The following is a 13362-nucleotide window of genomic DNA, read 5'->3' on the forward strand; positions in this document are numbered from 1 at the left end:
CGTGACGCCGCAAGGTGGCGTCGCACAGACCAGGGGAAGTGGGACATGAGATTCATTTTTGAAGTCGACATGAACACCGAGGCAATCAAGCTGGACCCAGAGGCCGAGCTCGGACGGGCGCTGCGCTACTGGGCCGGAAACCTCAAGAACTACCCCATGGAACCCGGCGCCGGGGAAGACGTCTTCGACAGCGAATACAAACCCGCCGGCAGCTGGGCCATCGTCGACGACTGATCCGTCTCGCACCGAGGCTCGGCGCGCCCTGCCGCGCGGGGCCGAACGGCTGTCAGACTTGCACTCGTGGATATTCAAATCATCACCACTGTTGTTGCCGGACTGCTGCTGGCCGTCGCCGTCGTGGGAACCATCGTCCCCGTGCTGCCCGGCAGCCTGCTCGCCATCGGCACGCTGCTGGCCTGGGGCTGGATCCTGGGCGGCCCGGCCGCCTGGTGGTGCGCAGGAATCAGCATGGCCCTTGCGCTGGCCGGCTGGAGCGCCTCGACGGTGCTGACCGGCAGGAACCTGCAGCAGCAGAAGATCCCGCGCGGTTCCATCGCCTTGGCCATCGCGCTGGCGGTCGTGGGCATGTTCCTGATCCCCGTTCTCGGACTGTTCATCGGCTTCGCCGTGGGGTTGGTGCTGGGGGAGTACTTCCGGCGCAAGGATTTCCCGGCCGCACTGCGCGCCTCGGGTTCCGCACTCAAGGCCATGGGGGTCGGTGTCCTGGTCGAATTCGGCTGCGCCGCCATGGCTTCGTCGGTGTGGATGATCGGCGTGATCGTGCACTTCACCACGCGCTGAGGCAAGGATGTGGGCGGCGCCACGGGAAAGTGGCGGTCCAGGCCACAGACCCCTGTGAGCTTGCCAACCGAAAGTGCTAATTAGTGCCTTCGCCAATAAATCGGACGTAATCTCAATGTTGTAACGATTGAGATGATTGCGGGTGTCGGCTTCCCCGCTGGACGATTTTAAAGGGGTAGGCAATGCGGTTGGCGCATCGAACAATGCCACTTGGCGAAGACATCCTGTTGGCCCGCCACGGGTCCAACATTGCTGAAATGACCCAGGACCGCAGGAACAACCTGACCCGCGCCCGCCTGATCGATGGCAGCATCGACACGGCCTCGAACTTCCTGGTGAGCCTCAATGCCATGGCCGCGATCACCCCGGCCGAGCGCTTCAGCAAGGTCGCCGGCGACTACTCGGCAGACCGCCTGCCCGTCAGCCGTTCGGAAATCCGCTTCATGGCCAAGCTCTCGGCCGCTTGGGGCGTCGCCTCCCTCGCCTTCATCGGCGGAATGAGCTGGGTCGTCTACAACTACGGCGATCCCGAAATGCTCATGCAGGTCATGGGCACTTCGCTCTAGGGACCGCTCCACTTTTCCATTGCCGCCTCGTCGGGCCGCACCCGACTTGGGTGTTCCGGCGGGGCGTTTTTGTGCTCTGCGGGGCCCATGGTCTCAGCGCTTGCGGAACGAGAAGCGTCCCACGAGCCAGCCAATGAGCAGCACCGCGCCAAGGGAGATCCACAGCGGGGCGTTCAGGTCGAGGAACAAGAACTCGATGCGGACCCGCTGGCGGTTTTGCAGGATGAAGATGACCGCGAGGACCGCGCCGAGGATGGCGATCCAGTTCTTGGTCGAGAGCCGCGCGAAGAATCGAAGGACCGGGTTCTTGGTGCTGCTGGGGGTTTCGCTCATCCCGCCAGGCCCTTGCGGATGCTTCCAGGGTCCCGAAATCCTCGGCTTCAGCGCTTCAGCGCTTCCCGGCCTTTGCGACCAGCCCGGCGATGATGGCGCGCAGTCCGAGGTGGAACGCCGCGTCGGCGCTGTGTTCCCCGGTGGCCCTCTGGGCCGCCAGGGCACCCTCGAAACTGGGCATCCTTCCGGCGTTTTCGCCCGGATCGAAGATGTCCAGGGGCGCGGTGGCATCGAGTGCCGACCCGAAAATGAATGATTCGAGCGCCACGATGGCCGGGACTATTTCGGCCTGATTCCAGCCGGAGCGGCTGAAGCCCGCGGCGACCTTTTCGTACATTTCCTGCGTGCGCGGGGAGCCGGAGACCGGCAGGACCGCGATCAACGGAATCAGTGGTGCGTGTCCGGTGAAGATGTCCCGGTAGGTCACTGCCCATTCCGCCAGGGCCTCGTCCAGTGGCAGTGTTTCAAAGACCGAGGAATCGACCCCGTCCATCACGATTTCCTGGATCCACTGCATGAGTTCCTGCTTGGATTCCACGTGGTTGTACAAGGCTGACGGCGAGACGCCCAGCGACTTGGCCACCGAGGACATGGTCAGGGTGGAATAGCCCCCTGCCACAACGAGCTTCAGGGCCGCCCGGGCAATGAGGTCCCGATCCAGCACCACGGAGCGGGGACGGCCGGCGCGGCGGCGTGGCGCCCCCGGGGGAGTTGCTGGTTCCTGCTTCAAAGTCCGCTCCTGACGTGGCCTACTTCACAATACTGCACAACATGGCCTACCATTGAACCAGTCTAGTAAATGAATGCCATTCATTTAAAACCGAAAGAAGTGGAAGCCATGACAACCCTGGATCGCGACGTCGTCATCATTGGAGCGGGCCCCTCCGGCCTGACCGCAGCCTACGAACTGCGCAAGGCGGGCAAGACGGTGGCAGTGCTGGAGGCACGCGACCGCGTTGGCGGCCGCACCTGGAGCCAGGACATGGATGGCGCCACCATCGAGATCGGTGGCCAGTGGATCTCGCCGGACCAGACGGGCCTGTACTCGCTGATCGAGGAACTGGGCATCGAGACGTTCGAACGCCACAAGGACGGCGCCTCCATCTATTTGGCCGAGGACGGCACCCGCACCGTCTACATCGGAGAGGACTTCCCGGTGGCCGAATCCACCGTGGCCGAAATGAACAAGCTCATTTCGGAAATGGATCGCCTCACCGCCGAGGTGGACCCGGATGCCCCGTGGGAACACCCGCAGGCCGAGGAGCTGGACAAGATCTCCTTCCACCACTGGTTGCGCACCATTTCCGGCGACGAGGTCGCCTGCAACAACGTCGGGCTGTTCATCGCCGGCGGCATGCTCACCAAGCCCGCCCACACCTTCTCCGCGCTGCAGGCCTTGCTGATGTCCTCCTCCGCCGGATCCTTTTCCAACCTCGTCGACGAGGACTTCATCCTGGACCGCCGCATCGTCGGCACCATGCAGGGCGTCTCGATCGCCGTGGCCGAACGCCTGGGCGACGACGTCTTCCTGAACAACCCGGTGCTGAAGCTCGACTGGTCCGATTCGGGCGTGACGGCCTACGGCGCGGACGTGAGCGTCAACGCGAAGAAGGTCATCATCGCCGTTCCGCCGAACCTGTACTCGCGCATTTCCTACAACCCGCCGTTGCCGCGCCGCCAGCACGTGACACACCAGCACCAGTCCATGGGCCTGGTCATCAAGGTGCACGCCGTGTACGAGACGCCGTTCTGGCGCGAGGAGGGGCTCTCGGGCACCTGCTTCGGCCCGTCCTCCATCGTCCAGGAGGTCTACGACAACACCTACCACGGGGAATCCACCGGCACCCTGGTCGGGTTCATCTCCGACACCCAGGCCGACGCCATGTTTGAACTGGACGAGGCCGAACGCAAGGAAACCATCCTCAAGGGGATCGCCGAATACCTGGGGGACAAGGCGCTGGCTCCCGAGGTTTTCTACGTTTCCGATTTCGCCGCCGAGGAATGGACCCGCGGGGCGTACGCCACCAGCTACGACCTGGGCGGCCTGTTCCGCTTCGGACCGGACCAGAACAAGAACGTCGGCCCGATCTACTTCTCCTCCTCGGACCTGGCCGGCGAGGGCTACCAGCACGTCGACGGCGCGGTGCGCATGGGTCGGCGGACCGCCGCCCGCATCGTCGCCGCAATGGACGGGACGCAGTACGACCGGAACTACGACGGTGTCATCTCCAAGTTCGGCACCCTCGCGGCATTGGACGCCTAAGCACCATGCGCCTACTTGTTGGATACACCGCGGACGCCCGCGGCGCGGAGGCGATTGCCCTGGCCGCCGCGCTGGGCGGTCCCACTGCCCACCTCGACCTTGCCATCGTCCTGCCCGAAAGCACCCCGTTCTCCGCGGTATACCCGGGCGGCGACCACGGGTATTGCTCCATCCTGGCCGAGAAGGTCGACCTGTGGGCGAAGGAGGCGCTTGCCCTGGTGCCGCCCGGGATCAGCGCACGGGTGATTGCCCGCGCGGTCCCGTCCCCTGCCCAGGGCCTGATGGCAGTGGCCAAGGAAACCGGAGCCCGGGCCATCGTGCTGGGCGGCCGCAAGCGACACAGGGCCGGATTCTTTGCCCCGGGGTCGGTGGCCAGCGCGCTGCTGCATGCCTCGCCGGTTCCCGTGGCCATGGGATCCCCCGAGGCCGTCGCCTCGTTGGAGAAGGCCAATGGCGCGCTGGGGCGGGTCACCGCCTTTGTGGGCACCCGCCCCGGAGCCAGGGGAGTGGTGCAGGCGGCCGCGGCCGCAGCGCGCCACCAGGGCCTGCCGCTTCGTGTGGTGTCCCTCGTGGCCCAGGACGACCTCGACGCAAGCGCCGCGGAGCTGGACGAGTCCATCGCCCGGGCCCAGGCAAGCGTCGGCGAGATCGTGACGGAACTGGGCGTCGAAGCCGAAATCTCCATTGCCTCCGGCACCGGAATCGACGATGCCATTGCCGAGCTGGACTGGGAAGACGGGGAAATTGCCGTCGTCGGCTCGAGCCGCCTGGCGCGCAAGCGCCGACTCTTCCTTGGTACCACTGCACAACGCATGTTGCGGACCCTGCCGGTTCCGCTGGTGGTGGTTCCCAAGAACTTTAAAACGGGGCCGGCACAGTCCTAGCACCAATCACCGCATGATGGTGCGACACTTCCCCCTGTCCCTGGGGGCGGGTGCCGCGCCGCCTGGATGAAGGAAACCAATCATGAGTCGTGAAACAACGACCGAAATCCGCCCCGCGCAAGATGCCGCCTCCGGCCTGGGCAACAAGGGCCTGTCCAAGGGCACCGTCGGTGTGCTGGGCGCCGTCGTCATCGGCATTTCGTCCATTGCCCCGGCCTACACGCTGACCGCGGCGCTCGGCCCCACGGTCGCCGAGGTGGGCACCCAACTCCCGGCAATCTTTATCGCCGGGTTCCTGCCTATGCTCCTGGTGGCCCTTGGCTACCGCGAGCTCAACAGCGCCATGCCCGACTCTGGCACCTCGTTCACCTGGGCGACCCGCGCGTTCGGGCCCTGGATTGGCTGGATGGGTGGCTGGGGCCTGGTCGCCGCCACCATCATCGTGCTCTCCAACCTGGCGGCGGTAGCGGTGGACTTCTTCTACATCCTGCTTGCCCAGCTCACCGGCAACAGCGCCATCGCCGAGCTGACCAAGAACCTGTGGGTCAACATCCCCACGACTCTGGTGTTCATCGCCGCCGCGTGCTGGATTTCCTACCGCGGCATGCAAACCACCAAGACCTTCCAATACTGGCTGGTCGCCTTCCAGCTCATCGTCCTGGCCTGGTTCGCGATCGCCGCCTTCAGCCACGTAAGGAACGGCACGGCCTTCGACCCGACGCCCGTCTCCCTTGACTGGTTCAACCCCATGGCGGTTCATTCCTTTGGCGCCTTCGCCGCCGGCGTCTCCCTGTCGATCTTCATTTTCTGGGGCTGGGACGTCACCCTGACCATGAACGAGGAGACCACGAATCCCGCCAAGGTGCCGGGACGGGCGGCAATGCTCACGGTGCTGATCATCATGGGCATCTACATGGCCATCTCGTTGGCCGTGATTGCCTATGCGGGGGTCGGTGAAACCGGGCTCGGCGCCGGCAACCCGGAGAACCAGGAATCAATCTTCGCCGTCCTGGCCGGACCCGTCATGGGCCCGTTTGCGATCTTGATGTCCCTGGCCATCCTGTCCTCCTCGGCCGCTTCGCTGCAATCGACCCTGGTGTCCCCTGCCCGCACGCTGCTGGCCATGGGCTACTACAAGGCACTGCCGGAGACGTTCGGAAGGATCTCCCCGCGCTTCATGTCCCCGTCGGTGGCGACCATCACCGCCGGTGCGGCGTCCGCCGGCTTCTACGTCATCACCCGCCTGCTCAGTGAAAACGCCCTGTGGGACACCATAACCGCCCTTGGCCTGATGATCTGCTTCTACTACGGCGTCACCGCGCTGGCCTGCGTCTGGTACTTTCGCCGCGAGGCCTTCGACTCGCTGCGCAATGTCTTCTTCAGGTTCCTGGCCCCGCTGCTGGGAGGGGTGATCCTGCTGGTGATGTTCGTGAGCACCGCACGCGATTCGATGGACCCTGACTACGGCTCGGGCTCCAACATCGGTGGCTTGGGCATGGTGTTCGTCCTGGGCGTCGGGGTGCTGTTGCTGGGCGTGGCAATCATGTTTTACATGCGCGTGCGCAGCCCCGGATTCTTCAAGGGTGAAACGCTCAAGCGCCTGAAATAACCCGGGATCTTTTGGACGATCGATGCAGCTGCCTGGCGGATCGCGACTTGACGTCGCCGGCGGGCAGCTGCCTTCGTAAAGCCCCCAGGGAATCCCTGCGCCCGACTCCCAACGGCATGGGAGAATTGGGTGCGGCGGCAAGGAATTTTCCGCCGCGAAACCGCCCCTTTGATGAAAGAGAGTCATGAGCGAGGAACTTGTGGTGCTGTTGGCCCCCGACGGCACCCGCATTGGAACCGAGTCCAAGGCGAGGGTGCACACGGAGTCGACGCCCCTGCACCTGGCCTTCTCTTGCTACCTCTATAACGCCGAGGGGCAGATCCTGATGACCCGGCGCGCCCTGGGCAAGAAGACCTGGCCCGGAGTGTGGACCAACTCGTTTTGCGGGCACCCCGGTGCGGACGAATCCTTCGAGCACGCCATGGTCCGCCGGGCGGGGCAGGAACTGGGCACAACCATCGGTGGGATCCGTCCGTTGCTTCCGGACTTTGCCTACCGCGCAGTCGACGCCTCGGGCATCGTGGAGAACGAGGTCTGCCCGGTCTTCGCCGCACGGATCTCCGGGGACCTCGCACCCAATTCGGACGAGGTTGCCGAATACGCGTGGGTTGCCCCAGTCGACCTGTTGGCGGCGGCGAAGGCAGCCCCCTTCGCCTTCTCCCCGTGGTTGCTCGAGCAAATCGCCCAGGGCTCGCTGGACAAGCCCCGGCCGTAAAACTGCCTGCTCACCGAGGCCTTCCCTGCCCACCGGGCGGGGAAGGCTTCGTCTTACCCGGTGGACCTTGGGCAAGCGCGGCACATGAATGCATCAAAAGCCGGTTCCTGTTGGTGCGGTGCACGGGCACAATTTAGTAGGAAGACCTAGTAAATTTCGGTGCTTCCTAGTAGTCTCGCGGATGAGTGCAAAGCCCAGCATCACAAGGAGAACTCGGATGAAGATCGTGGTTTTGATCAAGCAGGTTCCGGACACCGCGGAGGAACGCAGGTTGTCCCCGGACACCGGGAGGGTCGACCGCGAGGCCACCGACCCGGTCATTGACGAAATCACCGAGCGCGCCCTGGAACTGGCCCTCACGCTCAAGGACAGGGACAAATCCACCGAGGTAGTGGTCGCCACGATGGGTCCGGCCGAGGCTTCCAAGGCCATCCGCAAGGCGCTGTCCATGGGAGCCGATTCCGGCATCCACGTCCTGGACGACTCGCTGGCCGGGGCCGACATGGTCCTTACCGCCGCGGCACTGGCGGCGGCGCTGCGCGAGACCGGGGCGGACCTCGTGATCGCCGGCAACGAGTCCACCGACGGCCGGGCGGGAATGATCCCGGCGATGATCGCCGAACACCTGGGCCTGCCGCTGCTCGGTTCCCTGGTGTCCGCCGAAATCGGCAGCGACGCAGTCACCGGGGTGCGGCTCTCCGAGGTCGGCACCCAGGACGTCACCGCGTCCTACCCCGCCGTCCTCACCGTCACCGAACGCTTCGAGGAGGCCCGCTTCCCCAACTTCAAGGGCATCATGGGCGCCAAGCGCAAGCCGGTGGCAACGATCTCCGCCTCCGAGCTCGGAATCTCCGCCGAGGTGCGCAGCACCGTGCTGGATCTTGCGCAGAGTCCCGCCCGCACCGCCGGCCGCAAGATCGTCGATGACGGGAATGCCGCAGCCGAACTTGTCGACTTCCTCGCCGCCCGGCGCCTGATCTAGCGAAGGTTCACACCATGCCAAGCATCCTTGCCCTCATTGAACTGACCCACACCGGACACGCCACCGCATCGGCGCGCGGCCTGCTTGCCGTCGCCGCCCGGCTTGGCACCGCGGTCGCCGTCACCGTTTCCGCCGCCGCGCTGCCTCCCGAGACCGTGGCCAGGCTCGGCGAGCTCGGCGCCGTGAAGATCCACGCCGTGGAGATGGCCGACGCGAACACCACACTGCTCACGCCGCTGGTGGACGCGCTTGCCGATGCGGTGGCGACCCATGACCCGGCGGCCGTGCTCGTAGCGGCCTCGGTCGATGGCCGCGAAGCCGCAGCACGCCTTGCAGTGCGCACCGGCGGGGGACTGCTGGCCGACGTCGTGGACGCCACCCGGGGCGAGTCCGGGATCGTCACCGAACACTCCGTCTTTGGCGGCAGCTACACCGTCCACGCGGCGGTGCCCGACTCCCTGCCCATCATCACCCTGCGCTCGGGTGCCATTGACGAGCAGGCCGCTCCCGCCACGCCGGAGGTCAACGCGGTGAAGCTCGAGCCGGGCAGCGCCCGCACGGCGAGCATCACCTCCCACGCCGACGTTCCGGAGGTCTCGTCCCGTCCCGAACTTCGGGGGGCCGCCACCGTGGTCTCCGGCGGCCGCGGACTGGGATCGGCCGAGAATTTCGTGCTGGTCGAACAGCTCGCCGACGCCCTCGGCGGGGCGGTCGGTGCCTCCCGCGCGGCGGTCGACGCCGGATACATCGCCCAGAGAGCCCAGGTCGGACAGACGGGCGTGAGCGTTTCCCCGCAGCTCTATCTCGCACTGGGCATCTCCGGAGCCATCCAGCACCGCGCCGGCATGCAGACGGCCAAGACCATCGTGGCGATCAACAGGGACGAGGACGCACCGATCTTTGAGATCGCCGACTTGGGTATCGTAGGTGATGTGTTCACGGTGGTCCCGCAGGTGGTTGAACTGCTCAAGTCCCGCTCCTGAACCACCCCCAGGCACATACCAACCACGAACACGAGGAACAAGAGATGACCGCTCGGTCCACCCCCAAGAAGCAGGCAGCCAACAAGTGGGTGCGCGCCGGCATCATTGCAGGATCGCTGATCATCCTGCTGCTCATCGCCGTCTTCATCGCCCGCTGGCTGGTGACCCTTGAGGGCGTCAAGACCTGGATGGGGACCTACACCGGGCATTCGGAGTTGCCCGCGGGCACCCCTGTCGGATTCCCCGCCTGGCTGGGCTGGCAGCACTTCCTCAACGTCTTCTTCCTGGTGCTGATCGTGCGCACCGGCTGGCAGGTTCGCACCAATACCCGCCCGGCCGCACATTGGGTGCGCAACAACAAGGGCCTGATCCGCACCAAGGGCGCTCCCGCCCGGATCAGCCTGGACCTCTGGTTCCACCTCTGCCTCGATGCCCTGTGGGTGCTCAACGGGATCATCTTCGTCATCGTGCTCCTTGCCACCGGCCAATGGGCGCGTATCGTGCCCACCAGCTGGGACATCATCCCCAACGCCCTGTCCGCCGGGCTCCAGTACCTCTCGCTGAACTGGCCGACCGAAACCGGCTGGGTCAACTACAACGCCCTTCAAGTGCTCGCCTACTTCGTGACCGTCTTCATTGCCGCACCGCTGGCGATCATCACCGGCCTGCGCATGTCGGGCGCCTGGCCCAAGAAGTCCGCCGCGCTCAACAAGGCCTACCCCATGGAACTGGCCCGGGCGCTGCACTTCCCGGTCATGATCTACTTCGTCGCCTTCACCGTGGTGCACGTGGCCCTGGTGCTGGCCACCGGGGTGCTGCGCAACCTCAACCACATGTACGCGGCCAACGACTCGGCCGGGGTCGCCGGGCTGATCATCTTCACCGTGTCCATCGTGGTGATCGTGGGCGTTTGGTTCCTGGCCCAGCCGGTCTTCCTGCGCCCGCTGGCCTCGTTGACCGGCAAGGTCGGCAAATAGCCGACCCCCGGGTCGGAATCTCCCGACCGTGATCCCGACATCCGCCCACCGCGCCGACCAAGGAGCCGAGCATGTTTGAACTCACCGAGGACCAGAAAGCCATCATCGAGATGGTGGGGGACTTCGCCACCGAGCAGATTGCCCCGCATGCGGCGGACTGGGACCGGGACCACCACTTCCCCGTCGACGTCCTGGCCGCGGCCGGGCAGCTGGGCATGGGCGGGATCTACGTGCGGGAGGACTTCGGGGGCTCGGGCATGAGCCGGCTGGACGCCGCACTGATCTTCGAGGAGCTGGCCAAGGCCGACCCGACCATTGCCGCCTACATCTCCATCCACAACATGGTGGCCTGGATGATCGACAAGTTCGGCGACGACGGGCAGCGTGCGGCCTGGGTTCCGCAGCTGTGCACCATGGACATGCTGGGCAGCTATTGCCTCACCGAGCCCGGTGTCGGCTCCGACGCGGCGGCGCTGAGCACCCGCGCGGTGCTCGACGGCGATTCCTACGTGCTCAACGGGACCAAGCAATTCATCTCCGGTGCCGGGTCCTCGGGCGTGTACCTGGTCATGGCGCGGACCGCGGACACCGGCAGCGCCGGAATCACAGCGTTCATTGTGCCGGACGGGACCCCGGGGCTGTCCTTCGGGGCGCTGGAGGCGAAGATGGGCTGGAACGCCCAACCCACCCGCCAGGTGGTCATGGAGAACGTCAGGATTCCCGTGGGCAACCGCCTGGGTGAGGAGGGGACCGGGTTCGGGATCGCCATGAAGGGGTTGAACGGCGGCCGCGTGAACATCGGCGCCTGCTCGGTCGGTGGCGGCCAGGCGGCGCTGGAGAAGTCCATTGCCTATCTGAAGGAACGCGAGGCCTTCGGCAAGCCGCTGATCGGCCACCAGGCGCTGCTCTTCGAGATCGCGGACATGGAGACCGAACTGGAAACGGCGCGGACCATGATCTGGCGGGCCGCCGACGCACTGGAAAGAGGGACCCCTGACACCGTGCGCCTGTGCGCCATGGCCAAGCGCGTGGCCACCGACGCCGGATTCTCGGCGGCCAACACTGCACTCCAGCTGCACGGCGGCTACGGCTACCTCTCCGAATACGGGATCGAGAAGATCGTGCGTGACCTGCGGGTGCACCAGATCCTGGAAGGCAGCAACGAGATCATGCGCCTGATCGTCGGCCGCATCGTGGCGGAGGCCTAGGCATGGACAACGACGACATTCTGCTGCGCCGGGACGGCCACCTGGGACACATCATCCTGAACCGGCCCAAGGCCATCAACGCACTGACCCACGCCATGGTCACCCGGATCGCCGCGGCGCTGGAGGACTGGGAACACGACGACAGCGTCGACACGGTCATGCTGACCGGCGCCGGGGAGCGCGGGCTGTGCGCTGGCGGTGACATCGTGGCGATCCACCGCGACGCGGTGAACCACGGGACCGAGACCGAACGCTTCTGGGCCGACGAGTACCGGCTCAACGCCCGAATCGCGCACTACCCGAAACCCTACATCGCCGTCATGGACGGGCTGGTGCTCGGCGGCGGCGTCGGGGTCTCGGCCCACGGCTCGCTGCGCGTGGTGACGGAGCGTACCAAGGTCGGCATGCCGGAAACTTCCATCGGCTTCGTCCCCGACGTCGGCGGCACCCACCTGCTCTCACGGGCACCGGGTGAACTGGGCACGCATGTAGCGCTTACCGCCGGCACAGTATCCGGGTCCGATGCCATCGCCCTGGGCCTTGCCGACCATTTCGTGGACAGCAGCGCGCTTCCCTCGCTGATGGAGGCCTTGGCCTGGGAGAATGCCGCGGAAGCCGTCAGGTCTTTCGCCCGGGATTACTTCCCACCGGCGGCCCTGGCCGGGGACCGTGACTGGATCGACGGGTGCTACGCCTTCGACACGATCGAGGAGATCCTCGACGCGCTGCACGCCTCGAAAGTGCCCGCCGCGCAGGCTGCCGCGGAGTCCATCCTGGCGAAGTCGCCCACGGCGCTGAAGCTGACGCTGGAATCGTTGCGCCGCGCCCGGACCTCGGGCAGCCTGGCGGAAACCCTGGAGCAGGAATACAGGGTATCACTGCGCTGCCTCGCCGGACCCGACCTGGCCGAGGGGATCAGGTCACAGGTGATCGGCAAGGACCGGCGTCCGCAGTGGTCGCCGGCCACGCTGGATGCTGTATCGGCTGCCGACGTAGCCAGTTACTTCAGCGGCTTGGGGCCGCGCGAACTGCGCCTGGCCACGGCGGTTTCCGGTACGACCCCCTGAACGCCACGCACCACACGAGCCACAACTGTGCACCATAACTGCACAGCACCATTGCGCAAGGAGAAGGAGTTTCGATGGGTAAGAAGATAGCTTTCATCGGCCTAGGCCACATGGGCGGCCCGATGGCGGCGAACCTGGTCAAGGCCGGCCATCGCGTGTCCGGGTTCGACCTGGCGCCTGAGGCGCTGGACCAGGCCCGCGCGCAGGGCATCGAGGTGGCGGAGTCCGCCGCCACGGCCGCGGCCGGCGCCGACGTCGTCATCACCATGCTTCCGGCGGGACGCCATGTGCTCGGCGCCTACCAGGGCGGGAACGGGCTGCTGGCCGTTGCCGGTCCGGGAACGCTCTTCCTGGAATGCTCCACGATCGCGGTCGAGGACGCGCGGACCGCTCACGAACTGGCCGCCGCGGCCGGGCACCGGAGCCTGGACGCCCCCGTCTCGGGCGGTGTGGGCGGGGCCGAGAACGGCACGCTGACCTTCATGGCCGGGGGCAGCGCGGAAGACTTCGCGGAGGCTGAGCCGATCCTGGCCGCCATGGGCAAGCGGATCGTGCACTGCGGCGGAACGGGAGCCGGCCAGGCCGCGAAGGTCTGCAATAACATGATCTTGGGCATTTCCATGATCGCCGTTTCAGAGGCCTTCGTTCTAGGCGAGAAGCTGGGCCTGTCCAACCAAGCCCTGTTCGACGTCGCCTCGGCTGCCTCCGGCCGATGCTGGGCCCTGACCACCAACTGCCCGGTCCCCGGACCGGTTCCGACCAGCCCCGCGAACCGCGACTACCAGCCTGGCTTCGCCGGGGCCCTGATGGCCAAGGACCTCGGCCTGGCCGTCCAGGCCCTCGAATCAACCGGTGTCCAGGCCCGGCTCGGCTCCCTGGCCGAAGAGATCTACCGGCAATTCGCCGAGGGCGAGGGTGCGGGCCGGGACTTCTCCGGCATCATCAACGAAATCCGGGCCAACTCGAGTGTGGAG

General features: G+C 66.1%; 15 protein-coding genes. 13 read left to right on the plus strand and 2 right to left on the minus strand.

The window, feature by feature from the left end:
- The first annotated feature begins 45 nt into the window (after positions 1 to 45).
- From ACLQ7E_RS10885 to ACLQ7E_RS10895, 3 genes are all read left to right on the plus strand, one after another.
- Complete coding sequence (locus tag ACLQ7E_RS10885; protein WP_411732595.1) at positions 46 to 234, plus strand: hypothetical protein; 189 nt, start codon at positions 46 to 48, stop codon at positions 232 to 234.
- Positions 235 to 300: 66 nt separating this feature from the next.
- On the plus strand, positions 301 to 801 hold the full coding sequence (locus tag ACLQ7E_RS10890) for a DUF456 domain-containing protein (protein ID WP_411732596.1): 501 nt from the start codon (positions 301 to 303) through the stop codon (positions 799 to 801).
- A 203-nt stretch (positions 802 to 1004) separates the two neighbouring features.
- A complete protein-coding gene (locus ACLQ7E_RS10895) occupies positions 1005 to 1367 on the plus strand; it encodes a hypothetical protein (protein ID WP_264270168.1) in 363 nt (120 codons plus the stop codon).
- A gap of 93 nt (positions 1368 to 1460) precedes the next feature.
- Here the strand turns inward: ACLQ7E_RS10895 and ACLQ7E_RS10900 are convergent, their stop codons facing one another.
- A complete protein-coding gene (locus ACLQ7E_RS10900) occupies positions 1461 to 1700 on the minus strand; it encodes a hypothetical protein (RefSeq protein ID WP_411732597.1) in 240 nt (79 codons plus the stop codon).
- A 55-nt stretch (positions 1701 to 1755) separates the two neighbouring features.
- Entirely contained in the window at positions 1756 to 2430 is a 675-nt protein-coding gene (locus ACLQ7E_RS10905; RefSeq protein WP_411732598.1) for a TetR/AcrR family transcriptional regulator, read from the minus strand.
- 108 nt (positions 2431 to 2538) lie between these two features.
- On the opposite strand from ACLQ7E_RS10905, the gene ACLQ7E_RS10910 reads away from it, so the two are divergent.
- The 10 genes from ACLQ7E_RS10910 to mmsB all read left to right on the plus strand — a co-directional run.
- Complete coding sequence (locus tag ACLQ7E_RS10910; protein ID WP_411732599.1) at positions 2539 to 3963, plus strand: flavin monoamine oxidase family protein; 1425 nt, start codon at positions 2539 to 2541, stop codon at positions 3961 to 3963.
- 5 nt (positions 3964 to 3968) lie between these two features.
- Positions 3969 to 4847, plus strand: coding sequence for a universal stress protein (locus ACLQ7E_RS10915; RefSeq protein ID WP_411732600.1), 879 nt, complete (start codon positions 3969 to 3971; stop codon positions 4845 to 4847).
- Between the two features lie 82 nt (positions 4848 to 4929).
- Positions 4930 to 6456, plus strand: a complete 1527-nt coding sequence (locus ACLQ7E_RS10920; protein WP_411732601.1) for an APC family permease — start codon at positions 4930 to 4932, stop codon at positions 6454 to 6456.
- Between the two features lie 184 nt (positions 6457 to 6640).
- Positions 6641 to 7171, plus strand: a complete 531-nt coding sequence (idi, locus tag ACLQ7E_RS10925) for an isopentenyl-diphosphate Delta-isomerase (protein WP_411732602.1) — start codon at positions 6641 to 6643, stop codon at positions 7169 to 7171.
- A 217-nt stretch (positions 7172 to 7388) separates the two neighbouring features.
- Positions 7389 to 8153, plus strand: a complete 765-nt coding sequence (locus tag ACLQ7E_RS10930) for an electron transfer flavoprotein subunit beta/FixA family protein (protein WP_411732603.1) — start codon at positions 7389 to 7391, stop codon at positions 8151 to 8153.
- 14 nt (positions 8154 to 8167) lie between these two features.
- The gene (locus ACLQ7E_RS10935) at positions 8168 to 9136 is read left to right on the plus strand and encodes an electron transfer flavoprotein subunit alpha/FixB family protein (RefSeq protein ID WP_411732604.1); all 969 of its coding nucleotides are present in this window, start codon (positions 8168 to 8170) and stop codon (positions 9134 to 9136) included.
- 44 nt (positions 9137 to 9180) lie between these two features.
- Complete coding sequence (locus ACLQ7E_RS10940; protein WP_411732605.1) at positions 9181 to 10113, plus strand: cytochrome b/b6 domain-containing protein; 933 nt, start codon at positions 9181 to 9183, stop codon at positions 10111 to 10113.
- A 71-nt stretch (positions 10114 to 10184) separates the two neighbouring features.
- Positions 10185 to 11321: an acyl-CoA dehydrogenase family protein gene (locus tag ACLQ7E_RS10945; protein ID WP_411732606.1), complete on the plus strand. Its 1137-nt coding sequence runs from the start codon at positions 10185 to 10187 to the stop codon at positions 11319 to 11321.
- A gap of 2 nt (positions 11322 to 11323) precedes the next feature.
- A complete protein-coding gene (locus ACLQ7E_RS10950) occupies positions 11324 to 12388 on the plus strand; it encodes an enoyl-CoA hydratase/isomerase family protein (RefSeq protein WP_411732607.1) in 1065 nt (354 codons plus the stop codon).
- Positions 12389 to 12462: 74 nt separating this feature from the next.
- Positions 12463 to 13362: 3-hydroxyisobutyrate dehydrogenase (gene mmsB, locus ACLQ7E_RS10955; protein ID WP_411732608.1), on the plus strand; the 900-nt coding region annotated here is incomplete at its 3' end.

The sequence above is a fragment of the Paeniglutamicibacter sp. genome (assembly GCF_046714615.1).
Lineage (GTDB): Bacteria > Actinomycetota > Actinomycetes > Actinomycetales > Micrococcaceae > Paeniglutamicibacter.